Annotated in this window: 26 protein-coding genes; 12 read left to right on the top strand and 14 right to left on the bottom strand. The window is 59.5% G+C overall.

The features are described 5' to 3' along the window. Nucleotides 1-100: 100 nt before the first annotated feature. The 9 genes from A6B35_RS32405 to A6B35_RS32365 form a co-directional block, all read right to left on the bottom strand. Nucleotides 101-397, bottom strand: a complete 297-nt coding sequence (locus A6B35_RS32405; protein ID WP_006205092.1) for a ferredoxin family protein — start codon at nucleotides 395-397, stop codon at nucleotides 101-103. Nucleotides 398-411: 14 nt separating this feature from the next. Beyond that, nucleotides 412-1,719, bottom strand: coding sequence for an FAD-dependent oxidoreductase (locus A6B35_RS32400; RefSeq protein ID WP_006205093.1), 1,308 nt, complete (start codon nucleotides 1,717-1,719; stop codon nucleotides 412-414). A gap of 10 nt (nucleotides 1,720-1,729) precedes the next feature. After that, nucleotides 1,730-2,839, bottom strand: coding sequence for an electron transfer flavoprotein subunit alpha/FixB family protein (locus tag A6B35_RS32395; RefSeq protein ID WP_006205094.1), 1,110 nt, complete (start codon nucleotides 2,837-2,839; stop codon nucleotides 1,730-1,732). A 16-nt stretch (nucleotides 2,840-2,855) separates the two neighbouring features. Next, nucleotides 2,856-3,707: an electron transfer flavoprotein subunit beta/FixA family protein gene (locus tag A6B35_RS32390; RefSeq protein ID WP_006205095.1), complete on the bottom strand. Its 852-nt coding sequence runs from the start codon at nucleotides 3,705-3,707 to the stop codon at nucleotides 2,856-2,858. A gap of 176 nt (nucleotides 3,708-3,883) precedes the next feature. After that, on the bottom strand, nucleotides 3,884-4,264 hold the full coding sequence (gene nifW, locus A6B35_RS32385) for a nitrogenase stabilizing/protective protein NifW (protein ID WP_006205096.1): 381 nt from the start codon (nucleotides 4,262-4,264) through the stop codon (nucleotides 3,884-3,886). Beyond that, nucleotides 4,261-5,469 (bottom strand): homocitrate synthase, encoded by a 1,209-nt coding sequence (gene nifV / locus A6B35_RS32380; protein WP_006205097.1) that lies wholly within the window; start codon nucleotides 5,467-5,469, stop codon nucleotides 4,261-4,263. The genes nifW and nifV overlap by 4 nt, the downstream gene beginning before the upstream one ends. Next, nucleotides 5,466-6,671 (bottom strand): cysteine desulfurase NifS, encoded by a 1,206-nt coding sequence (gene nifS, locus A6B35_RS32375; RefSeq protein ID WP_006205098.1) that lies wholly within the window; start codon nucleotides 6,669-6,671, stop codon nucleotides 5,466-5,468. Before nifS ends, nifV begins: the two co-directional genes overlap by 4 nt. 52 nt (nucleotides 6,672-6,723) lie before the next feature. Then, on the bottom strand, nucleotides 6,724-7,410 hold the full coding sequence (locus A6B35_RS32370) for a Fe-S cluster assembly protein NifU (protein WP_006205099.1): 687 nt from the start codon (nucleotides 7,408-7,410) through the stop codon (nucleotides 6,724-6,726). Between the two features lie 27 nt (nucleotides 7,411-7,437). Beyond that, a complete protein-coding gene (locus A6B35_RS32365; RefSeq protein WP_006205100.1) occupies nucleotides 7,438-7,758 on the bottom strand; it encodes an iron-sulfur cluster assembly accessory protein in 321 nt (106 codons plus the stop codon). A gap of 597 nt (nucleotides 7,759-8,355) precedes the next feature. Between A6B35_RS32365 and A6B35_RS32360 the strand changes: the two genes are divergently transcribed. Continuing rightward, nucleotides 8,356-9,414, top strand: coding sequence for a hemin-degrading factor (locus A6B35_RS32360; RefSeq protein WP_006205101.1), 1,059 nt, complete (start codon nucleotides 8,356-8,358; stop codon nucleotides 9,412-9,414). Between the two features lie 310 nt (nucleotides 9,415-9,724). Here the strand turns inward: A6B35_RS32360 and A6B35_RS32355 are convergent, their stop codons facing one another. Further along, nucleotides 9,725-11,581 (bottom strand): HrpF/NolX family T3SS translocon protein, encoded by a 1,857-nt coding sequence (locus A6B35_RS32355; RefSeq protein ID WP_006205102.1) that lies wholly within the window; start codon nucleotides 11,579-11,581, stop codon nucleotides 9,725-9,727. A 621-nt stretch (nucleotides 11,582-12,202) separates the two neighbouring features. Then, entirely contained in the window at nucleotides 12,203-12,886 is a 684-nt protein-coding gene (locus tag A6B35_RS32350) for a secretin N-terminal domain-containing protein (protein ID WP_100084833.1), read from the bottom strand. Between the two features lie 211 nt (nucleotides 12,887-13,097). On the opposite strand from A6B35_RS32350, the gene A6B35_RS32345 reads away from it, so the two are divergent. Genes A6B35_RS32345 through sctT form a run of 10 tightly spaced genes read left to right on the top strand, consistent with a single transcriptional unit; the run spans nucleotide 13,098 to nucleotide 20,449 of the window. Beyond that, nucleotides 13,098-13,613 carry a nodulation protein NolB gene (locus A6B35_RS32345; RefSeq protein ID WP_006205104.1) on the top strand — a complete coding sequence of 172 codons (516 nt, stop codon included), beginning with the start codon at nucleotides 13,098-13,100 and terminating at the stop codon, nucleotides 13,611-13,613. Between the two features lie 9 nt (nucleotides 13,614-13,622). Further along, nucleotides 13,623-14,483, top strand: a complete 861-nt coding sequence (gene sctJ, locus A6B35_RS32340; RefSeq protein ID WP_040583664.1) for a type III secretion system inner membrane ring lipoprotein SctJ — start codon at nucleotides 13,623-13,625, stop codon at nucleotides 14,481-14,483. Continuing rightward, complete coding sequence (locus A6B35_RS32335) at nucleotides 14,476-15,084, top strand: hypothetical protein (RefSeq protein ID WP_040583652.1); 609 nt, start codon at nucleotides 14,476-14,478, stop codon at nucleotides 15,082-15,084. The genes sctJ and A6B35_RS32335 overlap by 8 nt, the downstream gene beginning before the upstream one ends. Next, nucleotides 15,081-15,704: a type III secretion system stator protein SctL gene (gene sctL / locus A6B35_RS32330; protein ID WP_006205107.1), complete on the top strand. Its 624-nt coding sequence runs from the start codon at nucleotides 15,081-15,083 to the stop codon at nucleotides 15,702-15,704. Before A6B35_RS32335 ends, sctL begins: the two co-directional genes overlap by 4 nt. Before the next feature lie 2 nt (nucleotides 15,705-15,706). Then, nucleotides 15,707-17,059: a type III secretion system ATPase SctN gene (gene sctN, locus A6B35_RS32325; protein WP_412177440.1), complete on the top strand. Its 1,353-nt coding sequence runs from the start codon at nucleotides 15,707-15,709 to the stop codon at nucleotides 17,057-17,059. Next, on the top strand, nucleotides 17,035-17,568 hold the full coding sequence (locus A6B35_RS32320; RefSeq protein WP_040583665.1) for a hypothetical protein: 534 nt from the start codon (nucleotides 17,035-17,037) through the stop codon (nucleotides 17,566-17,568). Before sctN ends, A6B35_RS32320 begins: the two co-directional genes overlap by 25 nt. Then, entirely contained in the window at nucleotides 17,568-18,683 is a 1,116-nt protein-coding gene (sctQ, locus tag A6B35_RS32315; protein WP_081482254.1) for a type III secretion system cytoplasmic ring protein SctQ, read from the top strand. Before A6B35_RS32320 ends, sctQ begins: the two co-directional genes overlap by 1 nt. Beyond that, complete coding sequence (gene sctR / locus A6B35_RS32310; protein ID WP_006205111.1) at nucleotides 18,676-19,341, top strand: type III secretion system export apparatus subunit SctR; 666 nt, start codon at nucleotides 18,676-18,678, stop codon at nucleotides 19,339-19,341. The genes sctQ and sctR overlap by 8 nt, the downstream gene beginning before the upstream one ends. Before the next feature lie 2 nt (nucleotides 19,342-19,343). Continuing rightward, nucleotides 19,344-19,619, top strand: a complete 276-nt coding sequence (locus A6B35_RS32305; RefSeq protein WP_006205112.1) for an EscS/YscS/HrcS family type III secretion system export apparatus protein — start codon at nucleotides 19,344-19,346, stop codon at nucleotides 19,617-19,619. Between the two features lie 8 nt (nucleotides 19,620-19,627). After that, nucleotides 19,628-20,449: a type III secretion system export apparatus subunit SctT gene (sctT, locus tag A6B35_RS32300; protein ID WP_006205113.1), complete on the top strand. Its 822-nt coding sequence runs from the start codon at nucleotides 19,628-19,630 to the stop codon at nucleotides 20,447-20,449. Nucleotides 20,450-20,681: 232 nt separating this feature from the next. Here the strand turns inward: sctT and A6B35_RS32295 are convergent, their stop codons facing one another. Then, nucleotides 20,682-21,614 carry an IS110 family transposase gene (locus A6B35_RS32295; protein WP_006205114.1) on the bottom strand — a complete coding sequence of 311 codons (933 nt, stop codon included), beginning with the start codon at nucleotides 21,612-21,614 and terminating at the stop codon, nucleotides 20,682-20,684. A gap of 263 nt (nucleotides 21,615-21,877) precedes the next feature. Between A6B35_RS32295 and A6B35_RS32290 the strand changes: the two genes are divergently transcribed. Further along, a complete protein-coding gene (locus A6B35_RS32290) occupies nucleotides 21,878-22,915 on the top strand; it encodes an EscU/YscU/HrcU family type III secretion system export apparatus switch protein (RefSeq protein ID WP_006205115.1) in 1,038 nt (345 codons plus the stop codon). Nucleotides 22,916-23,568: 653 nt separating this feature from the next. On the opposite strand, the gene A6B35_RS35115 is transcribed toward A6B35_RS32290, so the two are convergent. Next, on the bottom strand, nucleotides 23,569-24,075 hold the full coding sequence (locus tag A6B35_RS35115) for an RES family NAD+ phosphorylase (protein ID WP_006205116.1): 507 nt from the start codon (nucleotides 24,073-24,075) through the stop codon (nucleotides 23,569-23,571). Further along, a complete protein-coding gene (gene parS, locus A6B35_RS32285) occupies nucleotides 24,072-24,560 on the bottom strand; it encodes a type II RES/Xre toxin-antitoxin system antitoxin (protein ID WP_006205117.1) in 489 nt (162 codons plus the stop codon). The genes A6B35_RS35115 and parS overlap by 4 nt, the downstream gene beginning before the upstream one ends. Nucleotides 24,561-24,819 lie beyond the last annotated feature (259 nt).

The raw sequence follows: 24,819 nt of genomic DNA, 5'->3' as shown, positions 1-24,819 counted from the left end.
TTGCAATTGCAAACTGGTTGCGAGAAGCTTGTTAGGCTGGAGCCGCGGCAATCGCAGGTGGCTATCGGCACGCGCCCGAAATGGCGCGTGCGTGCGCGGGTCATCCGAACTTGAAGAGGATACCGAAGCCACCGCGCGGATAATTCCACTCGATCTCACCACTGGCCTCGCACAGGACCCGGCAGGTGCCGCACTCCATGCAGCCGTCGGCGGTGATCTCCACTTGGCCCTGGTCGTTCAGCTCATAACATTGGGCCGGGCAGACGCGGGTCAACCCGAGCAGGTTAGCGCTTGGCCGCGCGTGCGGTCGCACTTTGATATGCGGGCGCCCCGAATCGACCAGGTAGCGGTTCTGGTAGAGCTTCTCCTCGACGCGCAACGTCACCGCGACCGTCATCTCTCGTCCCTCCTTTAACGCCAGGCGAGCGCCAGGCGGACCGCGTCGCTCACCAACCCCCAGCGCGAACGCGCCTTGATCATGGCAGCAGCGGTCGCCTTTTCCTTCTCGATTTTCGGGGTGCCGTCGACCCGCATGAAGTTCTGGGCCGCCTGCGACATCAACTGCGGGTAGGTCGTGAAGAAATTTCGGGAATTGGTGTGGAGCAGGGCCGGCATATCCTTGTATTTCTTCAGGTCCTTGACCACGAAGGACTTGTTCAGCATGGTCTTATAAAGGACAAGGTTCTGCTTGGTCATTGGACCATTGCGGCGCTTGACCTGGACGATTGCTTCAGCCGCGATGCGGCCGGAGGTCATGGCGAGGTTTGAACCCTCGCGGTGAACGGCGTTATTCAATTGCGCGGCATCGCCGACCACGACCCAACCGTCGCCAAAGAGCTGCGGAATCGCCTTGTAGCCACCTTCGGGAATGAGATGCGCGGCATATTCTTTCACCTCCGAGCCGGCGATCAGCGGCCGGATCGAAGGATGGTCTTTCAGCGCATCGAGGAGGGCGTATGGGCTCTGCATCGTCGCGCCGAAATCCGAAACGAGGCAGCCGATGCCCAGTGAGATCGACTCCTTGTTGGTGTAAAGGAAGCCAAGCCCGGCCATGCCGCGGGAGATCGTGCCGACAGCCTCGATTACGCAGCCTTCACCGCCCTTGAGGCCAAACCGCTGCTCAATGACATCTTCGGGCAGGAAATGCATTTCCTTGACGGCGAGCGCCACGCTTTGTGGCTTCGGCATCTCGCGAAGCCCGGCCCGCGTGCCAAGCAGCCCCGAGACACCTTCTGCGAGAATGACAACGTCCGCGAAGATCGCGCCGCCGGCCCGGTCCGTGCGGACGCCGACCACCTTGTCCTTGGCATCACGGACGAGTTCCGTCACAGTCGTCTCGCACAGGACTGTCGCGCCGGCCGCGCGCACCTTACGCGAAAACCATTTGTCGAACTGGGCACGAATGATCGTATAGCGGTTGGGCTTTGCCTCGTTGAAGTCCTCCGACCGATAGTGCATCCCGGTGTGGGACGTGTCGTCCATCACCCAAAGCCGCTGTTCAACCAAATGCCGCTCGAGAGGCGCATCGTCCCGGAAATCCGGGATGATCTTCTCCAGCATGTTCGCGTACATGATGGCACCCTGGACATTCTTGGAGCCCGGATATTCACCCCGCTCAAACTGCAGCACCTTCAGGCCGTGGCTTGCCATGGTGTACGCAGCAGCATTTCCGGACATGCCGGCTCCAATAACAATGGCGTCGAATTTTTCCGCGATCATGTCCATCTCGCTAGCTCGCAAGCTTATCGCGATTGTGGGGCGACAGCCGCCGGGTGAAGGCTTCAGTTAGTGCGGGCAGGAAGCGGATCGCGTCGGTGACGATCCCGAGGTGGGCGAAATCGAAAATCGGCGCGTTGGGGTCGGTGTTGATGGCCACGATGAGATCCGCCCCCTCGACGCCAACCCGGTGCTGGATGGCGCCGGAAATCCCGGCCGCTATATAAAGTTTCGGCCGGATGGTCTTGCCAGTTTGGCCGATCTGCCGATCCGCCGACATCCAGCCCTTCTGGACCAACGGGCGCGAACAGCCATGCTCGGCCCCGATTGCTCGCGCGAGGTTCTTCACAAGCTGCAGGTTCTCCGCCGAGCCTAGACCGAGACCTCCCGCAACCACGACGTCGGCATAGGCAAGGTTTGCGTTTGCCGACTGGCTATCCGGCAGGAAGCCGAGGACTTTGGTAACGATCTCGTCCTCGGGGACCGACAGCTTGTGCCGGATGACACGCCCGGCCGGCCTGTCCGTCCGCTGCGGCATGGGCATGACCCTCGGTCGCACCGTCGCCATCTGCGGCCGGTAGTTGAGCGTATAGATCGTGCACAACAAGGAGCCGCCGAAAGTCGGCCGGGTCGCGGCGAGCGATCCATCGGTATCCACATCGAGTTCGGTGCAATCGGCCGTGAGCCCTGTGAGCAAGGTCGTGGCCACGGAGCCGGCGAGATCCCTGCCGAGTGTGGTCGCGCCGAGAAGAAGGATCTCGGGTTTGTGGGTAACGACCAGATCCGTCATCGCCTTGGTGAACGGCTCGTTGCGATAGTCGGCAAGCAGCGGCGCCTCGACGATGTAGACAAGGTCGGCGCCATAAGCGAAGGCATCGGCTACGGCAGGCCGGGTGGCTTCTCCCGGCGGTCCTATCACGACTCCGGCAAGCTCGACGCCAAGCTTGTCGGCGAGCTTTCGGCCTTCGCCGAGCAATTCGAATGATACGGGATGGACCTGGCCACGTTCGAGTTCGATGAAGACCCAAACGTGGCGGTAGTCCTTGAAATGCGCGGGCAGCTCCTTCTTTATGCCGGCACGGCCGGCGGCAGGGCGAGTGGTTTCTCGGTTTACGGTCGACATCGTCTGCTCCTTGCCGTCACGCGCCGCCGTTGAAGGCGAGCTCATGTTGCAGCGCCGGCTGGCGGGTGAAGATTGCGGCAATGAGTTCGTCAGCGATATCGCGTAGCGCCTTTTCGGTGGTGTCGATTTGCGCCGCCTTTTCCGCTCGTGTAGCAGGGGCGAAAACGCGCTTGACGACCGTGGGCGAGCCGCGCAGGCCGCATCTGGTGAGGTCATCAATGCCGGCGTCGGCCGCGCTCCATTTCAAGACCTGGCTGCGCGCGGCGCACAGGGCGTCCACGAGCGAACCCCGGCGGATCTCGTTGGTGCCTTCCAGCATGGTGATGAGGCAAGGTAGCCTGCTCTTCAGCATCTGCGTGCCGCCTTCAGAGCGGCGCTCGACCTTGATCTCGCGCTGATCAAGATCAAGGGAGGCGATCTTCGCGACATAGGTAAGTTGCAGGAGATCGAGGCGCTTGGCGATGCCGGGCCCGACCTGGGCGGTATCGCCATCGATCGTCTGCTTGCCAGTGAAGACGATGTCTGGCGTGCCGAACGTCTCGCCAACCTTCGCGATTGCCTGGGAGAGCGCGTAGGACGTCGCCAGCGTGTCGGAGCCTGCAAAATAGCGGTCGGTCAAGAGTACCGCGCGGTCGGCGCCGTAGCCGAGCGCCTTGCGCAGCGCGTCCTCTGCCATGGGCGGGCCCATGGTGAGCACAGTGACCTCGCCATCATAAGCGTCGCGCAGTCGCAGTGCCTCTTCGAGCGCGAACAGGTCGTAAGGGTTAATGATGGTCGGGACACCCTGGCGCATAATCGTGTTCGTCACCGGATGGACCCGTATCTGTGCCGAGTCCGGCACCTGCTTGATGCAGATCACGATGTGCATTGGCGGTCTCTCTGGGCTTCTGTCCCGATGCGGGCCTGGCAGTTCACCTCCTTGAAAGCATCATCCGTGCCAACTGCTTTGCACGCTCCCAACCCTGGAAATTCGGATGGCCTGTCGAGGGGCGCATTCGTGATTTGTCGGCTTCTCGACATTGTCGCGTCGCAAACATGTCGCGTTCATTCTTCTTCGAACCGCTTCAGCACGGCGTCGAACGGGACGAAGGTTCGGCCCGGCGTGGCAGGTTTGTTCGGGTCGTGGTCTTTGAGCACCTTGAAGACCCGGTGTGAGAGCGGCGAGGAAATCGCGAAGTCTTCGTAGGCACGTTCGAGTGTGGCGCGCACCCGCGCGGCGATCACCTGATCGGGCAAGCCGGACAGATCTTCTTCGGCAAGATATTGGCCCACGCGCTTCATGATATGGAGGCGAGAGACATCCAGCACCTTCGGGTCATAGGAGACGCCAAGGATGGCGAAGAATTCCTCCGCAGCCGACAGGCCTCTCAGTCGCGCGAGGATGTCGGTGACATCGATGGGAGAGCTGTCAGCGGAACAATTCATTGCATTTCCCCCGGTCGGAAAACTGTGGTGTCGGTGCGTTCGCCGCACGGCTGACCTGGACCCGCGAGATCGGCGAAGCATGGCCCGTTGCACATTGCATCGTAGAGCTCGACCAGTTGAGTTGCACTGACGGTCGATTTGGTCTCGGCCGCCTTGCGGCGGACGCGGGCCACCATCGCGGCTGCCAGATCCGGGTCGAGATCACGACCGCTTTCGCTCAGCACATGGGCAATCGCGGTGGCGCCGGAATGCTTGCCGATGACGATACGACGGCAGCGGCCGACGAGAGCCGGATCGAGCCCTTGATAGGTACGCGAGTCCTTCAGCAGCCCTGCGACATGAATGCCGGATTCGTGAGAGAAAACATCGGCGCCGACGACTGGCTTAATGGCTGCGGTCTGCCGGCCGGCGGCCCAGGCCACCTGGGCGGCGAGGTCGGGCAATGCGGTCAGCTCAATGCCGGTATCCGCGCCGTCGAGGACGGCCATCGCAGCGGCCACTTCTTCCAGCGCGGCATTGCCCGCACGCTCGCCGAGCCCGAGGACGGTGACGGAGGCGTGGCGTGCGCCTGCGCGGATCGCGGCCAGCGTGTTGGCGGCAGCGAGACCGAGATCGTTGTGCGCATGAAACTCGAGGTCGATTGGAGATTGCGCCACGAGCTGGGCGACAAGTTCGAAGGTCGAAAAAGGGTCGAGAACGCCGACCGTGTCGGCCAGTCTGACACGGCTTGCGCCGGCGTGCGCAGCCGCCTCGATGACGCGGGCCAGATGATCCCGATCGGCCCGCGAGGCATCCTCGCATCCCACCGCGACGAAGAAGCCGGCCGCGGCGGCACGCTTAACCATATGATCGATGATCTGCAGCGCTCTTGCTTGGTCGAGGCCGAGCCTGGCGGCAAGTTGGATGTCCGATGCAGGTAGCGACAGATTGACGGCGCCGATACCGCTCTCGATCGCTGCGTCGAGATCCTGCGACGTCATCCGGCACCAGGCCGTGAGCCGAACCGGGAGACGCCGCGCGACCGCGGCGCGAATTGTTTCGATCTCGTCGGCGCCCATGACCGGCGTGCCGATCTCGATCTCTGGGACGCCGGCTGCCGCAAGAGCCTCGGCGAGCTCCAGCTTTTCCGTTTTCGTAAAGGCGACGCCGGGCGCCTGCTCGCCGTCGCGCAAGGTCGTATCGTTGAGAAAGACATGACGGTTCATGAATGGCAGCCTGTTCTGCTGCGGCTCAGGCATGAATTGGATTGAACGTCATCAGCACTTCGCCTGCCGGGCGCGCTACGCAGTTTCGCCAAGATTGCCGGCATGACCTCGAACACCCGGTCGACGTCCGCTTCACCGTTGTCGCGTGCGAAGGAGAAGCGGACCGCCTGGTGTGGCGTTTTCATTGCACTCAGCACATGGCTCGGTTCCAGCGAGCCGGAGCTGCAGGCGGATCCGGAGGAACAGGCGATGCCCACGCGGCTGAGCAGAAGCGGGATTCCATCACCTTCGACATGTTCGAAGGAGATGTTTGCGGTGTTTGGCAGCCGCTCCAGCGGGTCGCCAGTGACACAGGTATCTGGGATGCGCTGGAGAATCCCGCCTTCCAGGCGGTCGCGGAGCGACTTGACCCGTGTGGTCATGTCGTCCATGAATTTCATGGCGAGTTCGGTCGCCTTGCCGAGCCCGACTATGCCGGGCGTGTTCTCGGTGCCAGCACGCCGGCCGTGCTCTTGGTGACCACCCTTGATCAGCGAGCGGAAGGGCACACCACGTTTTACGTAAAGTGCGCCGATCCCTTTCGGGCCGTGCAGCTTGTGGCCGGAGAACGACAGCATGTCGATTGCGGTCGACTTGATATCCATCGGGAGCTTGCCGACCGCCTGCACGGCATCGGTATGGAAAAGGGCGCCGACTTCCTTGGCCAACTCAGCAAGCTTGGCCACGGGGAAGATCACACCAGTCTCGTTGTTCGCCCACATTATCGAGACGATCGCCACGTGGGGGGTGAGGGCGGCTATATAGGCGTCGAGGTCGAGCCGGCCAAGGCGATCCACCGGGATCCTGTGCACCTTGACGCGGCGGGTCTTCTCAAGATGCGCGCACAGCGTCAGCACGGCGGGATGCTCGACCGCGGAAGTCACGATCTCGGTTGAGTTGGGCATCGCCTCAAGCGCCGAAAGAATCGCGGTATTGTCGCTTTCTGTCCCACCCGAGGTGAAGGTGATCTCATCGTCGAACGCCGCGCCGATCAGCGCCTGCAACTGCCGCCGCGCCTTTTTCACCGCCGCGCCGACCGAGGCGCCAAAAGCGTGCGCCGACGACGGGTTGCCGAATTGATCCGCAAAAAACGGCAGCATCGCTTGCACGACCTCCGGATCGACCCGGGTCGTTGCGTTGTTGTCGAGATAAATAGGCCTCATAGGTGCGATCCTCAGTTGACCCGCAATGACGCCAAGCGCGAGGCCGGTCGCCTCATTGAGCCTCTGGCGCATGCCGTTGATGGTGATGGGCCCAAACTGGCAACCGGCTCAGGCGCCCGACAGTTTGACGTAGTAGACTTGGGCGCCGTCGACAGGACAAGTTCGCAGCTGCCGCCGTCAGCCCGCAGGTAAGGACGCCCGCCCGCGACAGCGATTTCGATAAGCCGAATTTGCTCCAGGGGCGCGATTTGGCGGCCAGCAGTTCGGGTCTCGCCACGAACTGAATCGTTCCGGGCGCCGACGTTCTCTGCATTCTGCCGGAAGCGATTGGCGGTCCCGAGATCAGCTTCGACCATGTCTTGTCCTTGAGGACGGGGACACCTCTTGCACTGGCCATATAAGCCTCGTCTGCCGCAGAGTGTCCGTCTGCGGCTATCGCTTCATGGACCCCCACAAGCACGTGCTCGATGGCTTCGCAGCATGAGAGGCTGCCACGGGCAGCGTTGGTGTGATGAGTGACCTGCTCGATTGTGGCGAGGCCATTGATACGGACGGCCCGCCTTATCATCCCTACGTCGACAGTTTTGCCGATGATGGGTTGGGTAAGCGCCGACGAGGAGGCGAACGCGGCACCGCAGGCGATGGTGCTGACCACACTGCGGGCATTGACTGTTTCCAAGCCGACATTCCTCCGGCTGAAGAAGTGTTCCTGGACCTTATCGCTATAGTTCCACGTCATCGTGGCCCTACTCCTTCTCATTGGCGATCAACCGAAGGACTTGCCACAGCCGCACTTCTCCCGCGCGTTGGGGTTGTCGAAGACAAAGCCGGAAGTTTCGAGACCGGTGATGAAGTCGACGGTCATGCCGGCGACATGGGGTTGGGAGCCTGCGTCCACGAACACCTTGACCCCGTCTGTCTCGGTGATCGCGTCGCCCTCGCGCGGGACGCTCTCCAGGCCCATCAGGTACTTGAAGCCGGCGCAGCCGCCGGTCTGGACCATGATGCGAAAGCCTTCCGCCGGCTCGCTGGCGCTGGAAAGAGCGGTCTTGACGGCGGCAACAGCGTTGTCCGTGAGCGTTATCATGGCTCGATTTCTCCTCGGTCCGTGACGTGTTTGCGGCTCACGTTGCATGGACCGTGCCAAAGGCAAAAACCGTTTCAACTCAGACGTAATCTCTCTAAAACTGCTATCCCTCTTGTGCGCCATTGCTGGGAAGATGTCCGGCAACCGACACGTAACTGTCGGGTTTGTCGAGCCCGCCACACAGGGTGTTCGGTCTGAGTTCCTGCTGAACTCTCGCGTAAACCATTGACTGGTGTGCAGAAGATTCTTCTGAACTTGCTTCGGCGACATTGGCACGACTTTTGAGGCGTCCAATTGGCGGAGACGACAAGAACTGGAGACCGATCATCAGTCGCGCGTGCCCGCGATCGATGGAACGAAGGAGGAAACCAACGTGTCAGGTCTAGGTCAGATCCGCTCTCCGCTCGCGGGATCCGCGGCTCACCATTCAGACGGAACACCCGGTTTCGAGCCGGTCCTGACGGCGATGCGCACGCTGTCCAGGAACACACGTCATGGGCGAGCACGAGAGCCGCATCGAGCATCACGGCGCGCGCTCGGCTGATCGCCTGGCAGCGCAGCTGATCCTCAACAAGTAGGTGGAAGCAGAGGTAATACATGGACCAGCGCGAGAAACCGTCACCGGACGAAATCCGGCGGGCGCGGGAAGACAATCCGAAAATACGCGAGCACGATCTCGCCACCAAATTGGGCATTTCGGAAGCCGAATTGGTCGCGGCGCATTGCGGTTCCAGCGCGGTGCGCATCGAGCCGCGCGTCAATGATCTGCTGACCGGCCTCGAAACGGTCGGCGAGGTGATGGCGCTGACCCGCAACGAAAGTGTCGTGCACGAAAAGGTAGGCGTCTACGACAAGGTGGTCACCGGCAACCAGCATGCCATGGTACTCGGCGACGACATCGACCTGCGCATCTTTCCGAAAGTGTGGGCCTATGGCTTTGCCGTCGAGAAGCGCGATGGCGACGACATCTGCCGCAGCCTGCAATTCTTTGATGCCACAGGCCAAGCGGTGCACAAGGTGCATCTCAGGCCCGCCTCAAACCTCTATGCTTATCAGAAGCTGGTGGCCAAGCTGGAATCCTCGAGCCAGGCGCCGATCGTCTCAGTCAAGGCGACCGGTGCCGACGATGACGCAGAGGTTCGCGACCAATCCGCCACGATCGAGGATTTACGCGACCACTGGAGCCAGCTGACCGACGTGCATCAGTTCTACGACATGTTGAAGACACTGAAGCTCCGCCGCTGCCAGGCAATGCGTATGGTCGGCGAGGATTACGCTTGGCTGCTCGATAAGGATGCCGTCGGCACCATGTTTCAACACGCGGTCGAAGACGAGCTTCCGATCATGTGCTTTGTGGGCAATCGTGGCTGCATCCAGATCCATTCCGGCCCGATCAAGTCGGTCAAACCGATCGGGCCGTGGATCAATGTGCTCGACGAGACCTTCCGCCTGCATCTCGGCACCCACCACATCCGTGAGGTCTGGGCCGTGCGCAAGCCGACCAGGGACGGTCACGTCACGTCGCTCGAAGCCTATGGCGCCGATGGCAAAATGATCATCCAGTTCTTCGGGACGCGTAAGGAAGGCGAATGCGAGCGCGGCGACTGGCGGGGCCTGGCCGAGACACTGCCGCGCATTCCCAGTCCGACCGCTTAAGACCCCAATGCATGTTGTCTTCCGTTCTATGGAGAAAGGCTTGGGTCGCCAGTCAAACCTCATCAGTCTTTCGGCAACTTGTTCCCGGCAAGATCGTATGACGGCGCATTGAGGCCGTCAGTATACGACCGACAGCCATAGCCGGGCTTGCCGTGGAGTTCGCCAGCGGCTATTGCCGCCATTCGCTCTCAGCACGCATTCCCAGCGTGCGTGCGGCGTTTCTGGTGTTGCGCCGCAACGCGCTCTATCAGGTCAACGGGTGCTGTGACTGCAAGGCTTACACGGCCGCTGGGTCGGGGCAAGTCTCCTGTCAAGCGACGTTTTGAGACCGCGCCGTTGTGTCGTATTGGGTTGGAGCGCCTACGCCTTGCACGGGACCGGCCTCAAGGCGTGCCTTTATGTTGCTCAAATAGCCCTCTGCATAGGATTGCGCCACCGAAATCGGCATATTGACGCCAGCCGTGAACGCCTCTTCCAGGGCCTTCTTCACGAGCCCATTGCGAATAGCGAGTTTCACCTCGGGGCCGGCGACAAAGCTTAGCGCCTGCCCCCCGAGACTGATGCCGGCTTCTGCCAGCGCCAGCTTCATATTGCCTCCACTAATGGCCGTATGCAGAAGATTTGCGGCTTGCGACTCCGTCTCAAGCCCCATTGACACGACATCTGCCAACTCACCCAAGACTGGAACGAAGCTCAGCAGCCCCACCGCTGTCGCACCCCAGTCAAGCACTTCCGAGCCCACCTTGAGCACACTATCGGCTGCGTGCATGAAGGCCCCGCCGTTCTTCTTGGCAGACTTGATATTAGGCTGGTCCGCCACGCCCATCATCATGTCCGCGACGGCATCCTGCTCCGCAGCGGTTTTGGGAACATGGGTCTTCGCGTTCTGAACGGTGCTGTTGGCTGCCGACATGTTGTTGTAGAAATGCCTGAAGTCGTTGTTGCTTATATTCCCGGAATCGACCGTATGTCCGCCGCCGAAGTCGAAGAACCCATGGTGGGTCTTGTAGCCCGTGATCGAATTGTTTAGCAAACCGAACAATAGCGGATCTGAAAGCAGCTGCGAAGCTGCTTTCCGTACACTCTCGTTCAGGCTCTTGTCGTCGGCCATGCTGGCAAGCTTTTCGCGAGTCAAGTCGCCGCTGCCAAAGAAGGCACTCTGATTCTTGTTAATTGTGTCAAGCGCAGCCAACTCGGGTTTCGTGAGGCTCATCGCAGCTGAAGCGACTTGTAGGAAGTCCTCTTTGTGAACCTTATCTATCGCGCCGCCGTACAACTGCCTCCACGCATCCGGGTGATTGACGAAGTACTGCGCCGCCGCGATGACCTGGGGCGGACATTTGCCGGTTTTGGCGTCGCCCTCGACGATCTGCTTGAAATCCGCCAGGCTCAGGTTCTTGGGCAGATAGTCGGAATATCGGTAAAGCTCGCGCATGGCGTCGCTCGCGGTCATGACCTGCGGCTGCCCATTTCCAGTGCCGTCGGATGGGATGTAGTTTTGCTCATAGCTTTGTGCCTGCCGGCCCTGGAATTCGCCAACTTGTGAGTGATGCTCCGAGAAGCCCGACAAATCCTTCGCCGCGATCTTACCGCCGCAGCGACCATCGCCCTGGGAGCCGATCGCATAAAAGAGCTCTGGGTCCTGCTGCAGTCCTTCGATCGCTGCCTTCAAATCAGGCGGCGTAGTGGGATCGTTGGCTTTATCTGCCAGCGACTGCCAACTGAGCGGGCATTGGTCCTTGTGACGGTTCAGCACTGCTACGATCTGCAACTCGGTCTCGGTCAGCGTGCCGCCGTTCCACGTGATCCTCGAGCTTGGCACTGGCGAGGTCGGCACGGGCGCTGGCGCTGGCGCTGCGATTGCGGAGGGCTGCGAGGCCTCATCCAGTGCTTTGATTGACTCCCTCATCTGCGGTGACAGCAGATCCAAAGGGTGCTTCTGCAATTGTTCCATCACCGAGTTCAGATCCGGCGGCACCAGATCTCGCTGCGCGAGGGGGGCATTTTTGTCTTCCTGCAAGCAAGTCGACAACATCGCCTCAAAGGTCGAAGTTGCGCCTTGTTGGGTCTGGTCGGGCGTTGGGGCAGAAGGTCCCCGGAACGACAAGCCCTGCGCGGACTGAGGCAGATTCGAGTTAGCGTATAGCGAAAGATTGCTGAGCGACATTGCGTATCCCCAGATGCAGGATTGAAAACCGCCACATGTGCATCATGTGGGGCCACTGTTCACGGCGAACGGTGACAAGTCCCAGCGCCGGTCGGCCACCTAAATGCCACCAGCCACGGTCTTGACTGCTCCGCTCGTCACTTGCACGACGGTTGTTCCCACTACAGCCAAAGGCGGCAGTGCCGTCTGGAGACTCATGTTAGGCGGGTTAGCTTTCGACAAGCTGACGACTTTCAAAAGGAGTCACAATCAGCATCGCCGGCGATATTGCCCCCGGAGGCCGTGGTGTATTCTGTGATGTCATCGCCTCGCCCATCCGCTATCGACAGCGCGTCAGCGAGAGGCGGTCGAACAACCAGGCAATGCTGGAGACCTCCTCTCTCAGGAGTGTCGATCGGCCCGGAATGGGGACCTTGGGTCCGCTTGATTGATGCCGACCGGACACTGCTGCAAAACCCGGAGCGGAAGGTCGCCAAACCAATCAGCGAGCGAATGTCGTTTTGTGCACAAGCCGATCTCTTGCGCAAACAAGATAGAAAGAACGTCAATCCATGCTGAGGGCGCCGCACACCCACTTGTGTTCCTGGGCAGAGGCGGGGCGCAGTGCCCGTATTCTCAATGTCATTTCTGGGCTGGCTCAGGCTCCCGCACGATGTCGTCCTGACGCGGCAGGGAAGAATAGGGGCCTTCCTGCCGTCCATCGCGAATGACCGTGGCGGAGGAGCCGCGAAACAACAGCAGTACCGATTCCTGCGGCGGCTTCTCGACGGCGGCGGCCTGTGGCTGCGCCTGCGCCTGCGCCACAAGAGCGTTGAACGTCTGCTCCACCAGCGCGACGAAGCGTGGTGGACCGGAAACCATGACGAGAGCATTTCCCGGCGCCGGTCTCACGACATAGCGTTCATCGGAGATGTTGAGCGCATCTAGAGCTGCCTTGAGCGCATCGAAGCGGATCGGGGTCAGAACAAGCAGGCGAGTTTGCGCTTCATTTGCAGATGATACGTAAAGTTCGACCCCATCGAAGTACCATTGGAGATTGTAGAGATCGGTCAAGCGGTCGAGGAACGCGCGCGGTGGCAAATCCGGCATGCGTCCGCGAATCCGCCCCTTCACCTCGCCGCTGATGCTGATCTTGATTTTGAGGTTGTTGCCGAATTCCTGCAACGCGGCAGCGAGTTCCTGATCCAGAACCGCATACCTGTAAGGTGTCGAGGGCAGTGACAGAGGAGCACTGTGCGCCAAATGGTTTCCGGTGGAGACAACAAAAACGACACAGAGGACTTTCTTAAAAATGTGCAGGATCATGGATTCACAAGCATTCCCGGCATCTCGTCCCGAAGAACATAAGGTTGAAATTCGCGTTCTAACTTAGGCGCCGAACGTGGCGATTAAAAGACGCTGCCCATGGTCAATTCGTCAGCTTGTCGTCAGTTCGACTCTCTATGCTGTTGATCCGATAACGGGTGATGGGCGGGTTAGACTCACCACATCTCAAAGAGAACAAATGAGTCCTTGCATGATGTTGGGCGTCACATCGATCTCCACCAATCTAACCGACGGTCTGTCCAAGGTCGGGTCAGCGGCAGCGCTCGGCGACCAGGCGCAGTTTCAGCGCAGTCTTGTGCAGGCGGCGAGCTCAGTCAAAAACGATGCGTCCTCCGCGACGGCTGGGGTGGCGCCAGTTCCTCCCACCTTGGAGGTTCAACGGGCTGTAACGCAGGCGAACCCGCTGGGCGATCGCGTGCTTCAAACGCTTTCTTCGATGCATCAGCACAATGCAGTCGCGCCTCCCGCGCTCGGCCGCGAGGTGCCCCTTGTGACCGGCGCCCCGCCTGGGCCGGCGGCGCAGCTCCCTCTGCAGGCCCGAGCAGCAGGAGTACAGACGCCAAGTGCTCCGCAAGGGGGGAAGGATTTCGAAGCGATGGTTGCTGGCCTGCGCGACGTCTACAATGACGTCACTCAGGTTTCCCTTGTATGCAAGGGTATCGGCTCCGCCAGCTCGTCTGTGAATAAACTGGTATCGGCGGGTTGAATGTCGCCCATGGTTGGCGCAACGCATGGCGAGATCACCCATAGCCGTCCGCCTGGTCGGCTATGGCCTTGTTGTGCTGTGCTGCCGCTTCTGCTTGCTCTAAGTGGCTGCAAGGCCGATCTCTACACGAAATTGCAGGAGCGCGAGGCGAACGACATGCTCGCGCTCCTGCTTAACAGTGGCGTCGATGCGGTCCGTGTCGCCGTAAAGGATGGGACCAGCACGATTCAGGTCGAAGAAAAGCAGCTTGCCTTCTCGATCAACCTGCTGAATGCCAAGGGGCTGCCGCACCAGTCTTTCAAGAACCTCGGCGAAATATTCAAAGGATCGGGTCTGATCGCGTCGCCGACCGAAGAGCGCGCGCGTTATGTTTATGCGCTGAACGAAGAGTTGTCGCGTACGATCAGCGACATCGACGGCGTCATCTCGGTGCGCGTCCATGTCGTTCTGCCGCATAACGACCTTTTACGAGAGGGCGCCACGCCATCCTCGGCGTCGGCGTTTATCCGACATGACGCTAAGGCAAACCTCTCAATTCTGCTACCGCAAATCAAGATGCTCATTGCAAACAGCATCGAGGGCCTATCCTATGATAAGGTGGAGGTGGTTTTCGTGCCAGTGGAACGGCCCGCATTTGAGCAACGGGCTGAGCCAGCGGCTGTTTTGACCCAGGCATCTAAATCGATTCCGGCGCCTTTGCTGGCGATTGCTGTGGGTTTCGCCGCTGCCGTGATCGGCGTTCTAAGCTATGTCTTGGGCCGCGCTCGTATACGCCAGCGCAGGCAATCGCGCGAACCAACTAGGCTCGAAGGGCGCAAGGGTGTGCCTGCGATCGAGTCTGTTGCTAAAAAGATGGTCGGCGATGCGTGATCGATCGCCCGAATCGGCTTCCGTGGACTTGAGCCAGCTTGCTGCTGCGATTCACCCGACTCGATTTGCCGCACGTCTTGACCCGGCGTTGTCGGCCGCGACCTTGGTGCGGTTGCAGAAGAGTCGCAGGCTTCAGGTGAGATTGGCAGGACTGTTGCTCGACAATGAAATGAATTTGAATGAAGGCCGCTGGGGTCAGGACCTTCTGCGTGGACATGATCCGCGTCGAGCGGCCCTGCTTGCCGGCAGCCTCTGGCATGCCCGTTCGCTGCTGAAGCTGATTTCAAAGCCTGACCTCACCGTTCTGATCCAATCTATCGGCGCTGAAGCGCACGCGTTTGGCATCCGACATCTGGCGCATGCCATTGCAACCGGATCGATTGACGATCCGGAGCAACTCGCCCAACAGATTGAACACGATGGGCATGCCTGTCTTGGCGCCTGGCTCGATGAAAATTCAGCCCTTGACCGGGACCGCGTGCTGCTGCGCCTGCCTGTTGGGACCGCCGCCGATGAGCCCGCGATTGAGCACCGCAATGCTGCAGGCCAGTTGTTTTCTTTAGTGGTAGCCTATTTGGTTGCGGAGACCCCGACGATATGACGTTCGATGATCCAGCAGCGCCGGTTGCTCCACAGATGCGCCCAGTCGGGCCACTGATACCGGCAAGTGAGCTCGAAATCTGGGACAATGCCGCGGAGGCGCGTTCGGCGGCCGAACGGCATCTGCAGCGGGTTCGCGGCTGGGCGCGCGCGGCTTATCGGCGCGAACGGGCGCGCGGTCATACCGAGGGATTCAACGACGGCGCCGAGGAGATGGCCCAACTGATTGGGCGGACAGTCTCTGAAGTGGCACGGCGAAAGACCGTTCTGGAGCAAGAATTGCCACAGCTCGTGATGGAGATCGTAGGCGATCTTCTGGGTGCCTTTGATCCAGGCGATCTGCTGGTGAAGACCGTTCGTCGTGCGATCGAGCGGGAATATGGTGGCGCCGAAGTTTGTCTTCATGTGTCTCCCACGCAAGTCGATGCGCTCGCGCGCGAGTTCGCTGAATGCGATGGAAGGGAAGGCCGGCCGAAGGTTAGGATTGACCCCGATCCGGCGCTGTCGCCGCAGCAATGCGTGCTGTGGAGCGAATATGGCAATGTCGATCTCGGGCTGACTGCGCAGCTACGCGCGCTGCGCCTCGGGTTTGGGTTGCGTTCTGAAGAAAACGAACTGTGACCATGCGGATGCCCGAGCACAGCAATCCCGCTGCAGAGAGAACTCTGGATACAGAGCTGTCTGGTCTGAGGTCTAAAGCCAAGCATATCGACACGCGTGTCGTACGTGGACGGATCACGCGGGCCATCGGAACGCTCCTCTATGCCGTCTTGCCAGACGCCCGTATCGGCGAACTCTGTCTGTTGCAGGATCCGCGGACCGGGTGGTCGTTGGAAGCCGAGGTGGTCGGTCTGTTTCAGAATGGCGTTTTGCTCACGCCGGTCGGTGACTTGGTCGGCCTGTCCAGCCGTGCAGAAGTGGTGGCTACGGGACGAATGCATGAAGTGCCAGTCGGGGCCAATTTGCTCGGCCGCGTGATCGACAGCTTCGGACGTCCGCTCGATGGCAAAGGCGCTGTCAAAACCGCTGAAACCCGTCCGCTGCGCGGCAGAGCCCCCAACCCAATGACAAGGCGCATAATCGAGCGGCCCTTCCCACTCGGCGTCCGTGCCCTGGACGGTCTACTGACATGTGGCGAAGGCCAGCGGATCGGAATCTATGGAGAGGCGGGCTGCGGCAAGTCAACCTTACTGTCACAGATCGTAAAAGGCGCGGCAGCCGACGTTACCATCGTCGCGCTCATAGGCGAGCGTGGGCGTGAGGTTCGTGAATTCATTGAGCGGCATCTTGGGGAGGCAGCCCTTCGTCGTACGATCGTTGTCGTCGAAACCTCCGACCGCTCGGCAATAGAGCGGGCGCAATGTGCGCATATGGCAACCACACTCGCCGAGTATTTTCGCGAACAAGGGCGACGCGTCGTTCTGATGATGGATTCATTGACGCGCCTTTGCCGCGCCATGCGCGAAATCGGCCTTGCTGCGGGTGAGCCGCCGACCCGGCGGGGCTTTCCTCCTTCCGTCTTTGCCACGCTGCCAGGCCTGTTGGAGCGTGCCGGCATGGGGGAGCGTGGCTCAATCACAGCCTTCTATACCGTGCTTGTCGAGGGTGACGGTGTGGGGGATCCAATCGCCGAGGAGTCGCGCGGCATTCTCGATGGCCATGTCGTCCTTTCACGCACGATCGCGGCGCGAGAGCATTTCCCCGCAATCGATGTGCTGCAGAGCCGCAGCCGTGTAATGGATGCAGTCGTATCTGTTGCACATCGTAGGTCGGCGTCCTTCTTCCGTGACCTCCTCTCGCGCAGTGCCGAGTCCGAGTTTTTGGTCAAGGTCGGTGAATACAAGCATGGCAGCGATCCGCTGACTGACCGGGCTATCGCCTCGATCGATGATCTGCAGGAGTTTTTGCGCCAGGGCGAAGTCGAGACGTCCAGTTTTGAGGAAACCGTCGAATGGATGTCACGTCTGACCGCGTGAATCGTGTTCACGCTTCGAGGCTAAGGCTTCTGAAGGATATGCGAGAGCGCAGTGCCCTTAGCAACCTGTCCAATATGGAAGCCAAGCGCCAGATCGCGGCCTTGGCTACACAGCAAGCTTCCAAGGAGCTTGCGATCGCAGAGGACCGCCGCGCAGCGGCCGAAGTGCAGCTTTATCAACAGCTAATATCGCTCGATACCTTGTCCGTCGCAGCACTCGATCGTGGCAAGCTCCTGATTGAGCGGCTTGAGACCGAGATCACCTTGAGACGTCAGAGGCTTGATGACGCGCACGTCGCTCAAGAAGAGGCCGAGACGGCGGCGTCTGAGACAAGGGCCCACTGGGTCAAATGTTCGGCGGCCAGGCACAAATGGGAACAGATCGAGGGCGACGTTCGGCGCGCGGTCGACATCCATTCGGAGTCCGCAGCCGAGATAGAGGCCGATGACGAAAGCATGCCTCGGTATGGGAGGGTTTCGCGTCCCCAAATGTCGGGCGACCCGATATGATGACGGCTCATCCTCTTACCGCGGCGCGGTCGTGCCGTTTTGTAGAGCCGCCCCCGGTAACTCCTGTGGGCAGACACGCTACGCTCAAACCATCGCTAACTCTGTCCCGCGCCGTCGTCTCGTGGATCAACGAAATCGCGACCCCCCGCATGGCCTTTCAAAGCCGGCTTGGCGATATGCCGCTATCTGTGCGGATGGAACGGATTGTCTGGCAGCAGGAACCTTCTACGGCTCCAATGTTTGACTGCATTTGGCGCGTCGGAGACGAAACGATCGTCTTGTCGTTGTGCCGTCGACTTGCAGAGGCGCTCATCTCAACAGTGCAGAATGGTCTTGCATTACCTTGCGAACCAACTGGTTCGCTTGTTCTCGAACTTGCACTCGAGCCGCTTATCGCTCGACTGGAGAGTCAGACACAGCGGAACGTGCAATTCCTTCGTACAGGCGACCCCATGACGCCAGCTCCTTATCTGGAATTCGACATCGTCTGCGGTCCAGTCAGCGGCAAAGTTCGTCTGTTCCTGTTCTCGCCTCTCGACGGTCGTGTACCATCTGCATTCCGTGCGTTAGGCGAATTGCTTGGCCAGTTGCAGCGACAGCCGTGCAACCTGTTTTCAGAGCTCCCCATCACAGTTGCAGCAGAGATCGGCTCGCTCACCGCTTCGGCCGCGATTCTTCGCAACGCACGTGCGGGGGATGCGCTGTTGCCGGATGTATTACCGTTTGGGCGCGGCCAGATCATCCTATCTGCGGGCCGGTTATGGGCCGCGGCAGATATTGCCGGAGACAGCCTAATTCTGCGGCGCCCTTTTCGTCCGCGACCATCCCGCTTGGAGAATGCACATATGACGACACAACCCGAATCACAGCAAGCGCCGGCGGAAGCCGATCTCGACGATGTCGAGATCACATTGGTCTTTGAATGCGGCCGCTGGTCGATGCCGTTAAGAGAATTGAGAAGCGCCGGCGAAGGGCATGTGTTCGAACTTGGTAGGCCGATCGACGGTCCGGTCGATATTCTTGCCAACGGCCAGCGTATCGGCTGCGGCGACATCGTGCGCATCGGCGACGGGCTGGGCATCAGACTCCGTGGCAGACTGGCATGCAATGACTGACGTTCAACCAGGAATCCTGGCATTACTTGCGGTTACAGCCGGACTCGGTCTGCTGGTGTTGGCGGTCGTCACGACCACGGCGTTTGTAAAGATATCGGTCGTCCTCTTCCTCGTCCGCAACGCGCTCGGGACCCAGACAATACCACCAAACATCGTGCTATACGCCGCTGCATTGATTCTCACCGTTTTCGTTAGCGCGCCTGTTATTGAGCAAACCTATGCTCGCGTCACGGATCCGAAACTGCATTATCAAACGTTCGATGACTGGGTGACCGCCGCTAAAGAGGGGCGGGAGCCCTTGCGTGATTATCTCAAGAGGTTCACCAATGAAGAACAACGCCGGTTTTTCCTATCCTCGACCCAACAAGTCTGGCCACAGGATATGCGCGCCAGCGCTGCACCTGATGACCTCGTCATTCTGATACCATCTTTTCTAATCTCAGAACTCAAGCGTGCCTTCGAAATTGGCTTTCTTCTCTATCTTCCCTTTATCACCATCGATCTTATCGTAACGACAATTCTGATGGCCATGGGCATGTCAATGGTGTCCCCGGCGGTGATATCTGTGCCTTTCAAACTGTTTCTATTTGTCACTATCGATGGTTGGTCGCAACTAACGCACGGGCTTGTGTTGAGTTACACAACACCGGGAGGTTGAGTATGGACGAGGCCAGCATTGTAACTCACATGAGCCAATCGTTCGTGGTTTTCATGATCTGGGTTCTGCCGCCACTCATCGCGGCGGTGGTTGTTGGCCTGGGCATTGGCATCTTCCAGGCGGCGACGCAGATCCAGAATGATTCCTTGCCACTCGCCGTGAAACTTCTGGTCGTTGTTGCCGTCATTGGTCTGTTTTCCCCTGTGCTGAGCGCCCCGCTCATAGAATACACCAACCAGATCTTTGCTGAGTTTCCCGCAATCACATCCAGCTACTAGCCATTCCCATGTATGGCTTGTCACTTTCTGATTCTCAAAGTCTGATCCAGGCGGCCATCGAATTCATCGTTGCAGCTGGACTTGGCGCGTCCCGCGCCGTCGGTATTATGCTGGTCCTTCCGATATTTACACGGTCTCAGATTAGCGGGCTGATCCGCGGCTGCTTGGCTGTTGCGTTCGCCCTACCCTGCTTGGCGCAGATCAGCGTCGGCCTGCAGGCGATTGATCCTGAAACACGTCTTATTCAGGTAACGCTGCTCGGTTTGAAGGAGGTTTTTGTCGGCCTGCTGCTTGGCACGCTGCTCGGCATCCCGCTATGGAGCCTGCAGGCGGCCGGTGAGATTATTGACACCCAGCGCGGCATCACCAGCCAGGTCGCTTCGGACGATCCCGCTACGCGCAGTCAGGCTTCGGCGACGGGAGTTTTTCTCGGCATCACTGCGGCAACGATCTTTGTCGCGTCGGGAGGTCTGGAGGTTATGATCAACAGCCTTTATGGCAGCTATCTGATCTGGCCCGTGTATCGGTTTCAACCCACCCTGACTGCGCAAGGAGCAATGGAATTGATGGGGCTCCTGGACCACATCATGCGCACGACTCTGTTGGTCTCTGGACCTGTGGTGGCCTTCCTACTCCTGGTCGATATATCTGTGATGATAGTCGGGCGCTATGCGCCGCAATTCAAGCCGAGCGATCTCTCCCCGACGATCAAGAATATCGGCTTTCCGATCATCATGGTCACCTACACTGTCTATCTCGTCGAAGGCATGAAATCGGAAATCGTCTGGTCGAACGGCGCGCTGGAGTGGTTTGAGAAGCTGCTGAAATGAGAGAGGTCCTTTGCCAACCAGCGACAAGCAGAGGCCAGGCAGGGGGGTGTTTTTGGATCGTAGGGCATGTCGTCTTGCCATGCTCTCCAGAAAATGCACATCCATGCGTGAGCGGATGCCGGCATCCGCGTCTTCTGACGTCTTGATGGACCTTCGCGACACATGGGCTTGCCTGTCTGGAGTTGTCGGCGAAGCAGGTCATGACGGCGCGCAAGCGTTTGTTGCAGGCCCATCACCAGCCGACACTGCGGGATTTGCCGCTCTGGTATGTGACGGAAGCGACGCTCGCCTCCGCAGCGAGATGATCCTCGCTTTGGCGGCGGACACGCCCGTCTCCCAGTTCGCCGGTGATTTGGGCGGCGCAGATTTTTCCGGCCCCGGGGAAGGATATGACGATGCATCCTTCCGGCAGTCGAGCAACGGGGTGCTCGATGCGGCGGGAGAGCTTGGCGATCTGGGCGACGAGGCCTTCGAGTGTGCTGGCACTGACGCGCGAGAGTTCGCCCTTGGCGTCAGCCTCCGTGGCGGTTGGGTTGGGAGTGGAGCAGAGCCGGCTGCAATACTGGTTCTGGGCGAGGAGCGCGGCCATTCGCTTCTCAGCCAGGCGGCCGGCGTCTTCCGGCGGGTAGCACTGAATGAAAGCCCGCGCGATGGGGCTTGCGATGTCGGCGAACAGGTCGAACGGACCTGGCCAATAGCTTTCGAGCAGGGCGCGGAGCTGAGTGGCGATCACGACCTTTCTGGCAATGAGATTGTCACGGCCGCGAACCAGCGCGTGCAAGGCCTTGATGGGGTCAGATTGTGGCCGGAACGGCGCCAGCCGGTGGCCCTCGATCCACCGAATGTCGGCGGGGATGCAGGCGTCGCCGGGGTCGCTGCTGGTAGCGTCGGCGCGATAGCGGCGCCGGCACGCCTTGACGACATTGGGGTAGGGCAGGGTGTCGACGAACCCGGCCTCGACCAGCACGTCGACGAGCCCACTGGGCCGCTCGATGGGGATCGGCGTCTCGCCGGGCGTGCCATACCGGCGCAGGCAGGCAGAGAGATCAGCAAGCCCGTCCCACTCGTGGGCGACGGCAAAGTGGTCCAGGCCCCAGCCGGCAGGGTCGACGATACAAACGGCATGGTTCGATCCGCCCCAATCGACACCAACCAAAATGGTCATGGATGCACCTTTACAAACTGGGGTCGGGTGCCCGGTGCCGGAAGCTGCCCTCACGAGGTGCTCATCAATCGACGCTCTGGGCACATCTTGGTGGAGGTGTCCGTGGCGCATCTTCCTGTAGGCCGTCTGGAGCTCCCGGCCACTGCAACGCCTCAAGCCTCATTTGGGCCCTCGTGGGGCAAGCAAAGGCGGTCCTCGCGGCGACGCGGGACCGACGCCCAGTCCTCCCTTGAACGAATTCAGCGCAATCGCGAGGCTGCCTGATGAGCGACACGAGCGAAGAAAAGAAACACCCACCCACACCCAGGAAGCTGAACCAAGCGCGCAAGAAAGGGCAGATTCCAAGCAGCGCCGATTTAGTCCGCGCTGCCAGCACGTGCGCCGGGCTGGGATATCTATGGTTAAAAGCGAGCACCATCGAGGATAAATGCCAGGAAGCGCTTTTACTAACAGACAAGCTGCAAGATATGCCCTTCAACAGCGCGGTTCAGCAGGCGCTGGTCCTTTTTACCGAACTCGCAGTGTCAATCGTTGGCCCATTCCTCGGGATTATTGTCGCCGCAGCAGTTTTATCGGGACTTCTCGCTAATCGTGGATTGGTCTTCTCTTTCGAGCCGATGATGCCGAAATATGAGAAAATTGACCCCTTCAAAGGGCTGAAGCGCATCGCGTCGATGCGATCTCTAACCGAGCTTGTGAAGACGCTGGTGAAGGTTTTCGTCCTCAGCGCAGTCTTTCTCCTCGTCGTTCTCGGCATGTGGAAGACGATGGTCTATCTGCCGATCTGCGGCATGGGCTGTGTCGGCTTTGTGTTTGCAGAGGTGAAACTGCTGATTGGGATTGCTGCCGGCTTCTTTCTGATCGGCGGATTGATTGATCTCCTGGTTCAGCGCGGGTTGTTTTTGCGCGACATGCGCATGACCGACACCGAGATGAAGCGCGAGTTGAAGGATCAGCAAGGCGAGCCAGAATTGAAACGTGAACGACGTCGCCTCCGCAACGAAATGGCTAGCGAGCTTCCGCTTGGCGTGCATCGCGCCACATTGATCTTGAGAGGGCGCGCGATGTTGGTTGGTCTACGTTACGTCCGTGGCGAGACCGGGGTGCCGGTACTGGTTTGCCGAGGCGAGGGGGAGGCTGCTTCTCAGCTATTTGATGAGGCGCGAGCGCTACGTCTCACCATTGTCGATGATGATGTCCTGGCGCGCCAGCTCATCCCCACGACGAAGCTGGGGGATCCCGTCCCACAGAAGTATTTCGAGCCGGTCGCGAAGGTATTGTATGCCGCCGGCCTAGTTTAGATTAGAAGGATGTTGAATAATTTGCTCTTGGTAACTTGAGGAGCGTGATTGATTGGCTCCAGAGAAATTCGCAGATGAACGGGTGACCTCAAGGCGCGGGGCCAGCGGGACTATCCGTTGCGGCGTATTCGGGCGATCATGACGAGGGGCTGGCGATGTGCGGCGATGTGCGTTGGAGCGGGAATGATTCGGACCCACTCAAACGCCGCCGAAAAAATACGCAAATCTGCGACGTAACGTACTGAAAACAAAAATAACTCACTCCAAAGACAATCAGCGACAATCGGTACGCAGAGATTGGCTGTGAGGGACCGCCTGACGGGTCGCATACATATTGCCCGCCCGAAATTTTCTGAGTACCGTCACAGTCAATGAGGGTTAGTGACGGAACTTTTTTGCCCCATAAAGCATTGAAGGAAAAAGGAATTTCCGGCCCGCGGGCGTACTCACTTCGAGATCGGGGTTTTCTATCATTGCCGAATGTACGTCATCAGTGGGAGCGGGGTGATGTTGTAAATATTCTTGTAGAAATCAGCGACCGTAATGGCGTCTTCACGAGCCGCGGAATGTCATCGAAAAGCTGATTTTTTGCCGATGGCTCAATGGCGTAGGGCTTTTCAGGCATGGACTGAGATGGGGTCAAAGTCGTGGGTTCATGGCGTTGGTGGATGCAATCTCGTGTCCAGCGCGAAATCCTCTTGGGATCGAAGCGTGTAGAGACCGCTGGCCCTGGCTGGATCAAACACCAAATTCCAACTGTGGTGCGATACCGTACTTGGAATCAGGACAAACATATACGTTGCGAGTAAAGCATCGCCAAAGTGCTGCTGCCCTGCGCTGGGAATGCCTGGCCTTAGCCAATTGGCATTTGGAATGTCCCCAATGTCCACGACATGAATAGTGGATGGTTCTCTAATTTCAAAAGACGTCAGAACATGGGGAACGGTGTCGAGTGTTCTAAACCCTTTGTGAACGGCGACTTCGAGAATCGCAGTAGACGGATCGATTGAAGCGTAGATTGCCCTAACGCCTCTGCTATTCCATCTTGCACCCAGTTTGAACGAACCCTCGCCACTATCCCAGGTGGACCTGAAACGGTTGTGGTCGAGCCTCCAGCCTATGATCTCTCCATTTCCGAGCAAGCCTGGTAAAGGCGTCATGCATAGACACCGTAGTCTAAACGCTCCAGGAACTCCTGTACGAGCTCGGTGCCGGCCGCAGTAGCCAAAAGATCAATCGGCCTTCGATTATCCAACCCCATCGCAGGCTGAATCATCCACTTCTCGGCCTCATCTTGGGAACCGAGGACAGAGGTAGCTTTTGTCAAAATTCTCGCGAAGTTCCATGTTCTAGAGCTCTGCTCAGTGTTGAGCGTCCTGGAGTGGTCGGATTTGTGTCTTTGGAATGTGCGTTCGCTCATACCGAAAGCCTTCTCGAAGGCATCGGTGGGGTCGATGACGAGGAGATGGGTCACGAGTTTCTCCAGAGCCAAACTCGGAATACCGTGGAGGATTAGTTCGTGAGCTTCGATCTGATTGGATACGGGATGCTTTAGGACGTTCGGCCCGCCAAATAGGTTCACGAGCTCTTCAAACTCGCTTCCGACGCTCGACGCCGCTCTAATTGCCATCAGGGGATTGGTCATGGTCGCTGCTCCGTCATGTGTCGTATTATTTACGACAGGTGGCGCGGGAATTCAAGTGCTGTATAATCTGAGGCCTTGCGCCGCGCATATGGCGCGGCAGAGGACGCCGAGAGGGTCGCCGAAAAGCTCATCGAAGTGGCGCAGGATTTCGAGGATGTATGCGGCCCTAATTATTGGCTCGGCAAGCTTTATCGGGCACTAGCCGACAACAATCAGTTTTGCGAAGGGGGCTTCGAGGCAATTCGGGTTCAACCGCGGG

The sequence above is a fragment of the Mesorhizobium amorphae CCNWGS0123 genome (assembly GCF_001686985.1).
GTDB lineage: Bacteria > Pseudomonadota > Alphaproteobacteria > Rhizobiales > Rhizobiaceae > Mesorhizobium > Mesorhizobium amorphae.
This window is presented reverse-complemented; position numbering and strand designations above follow the sequence as displayed.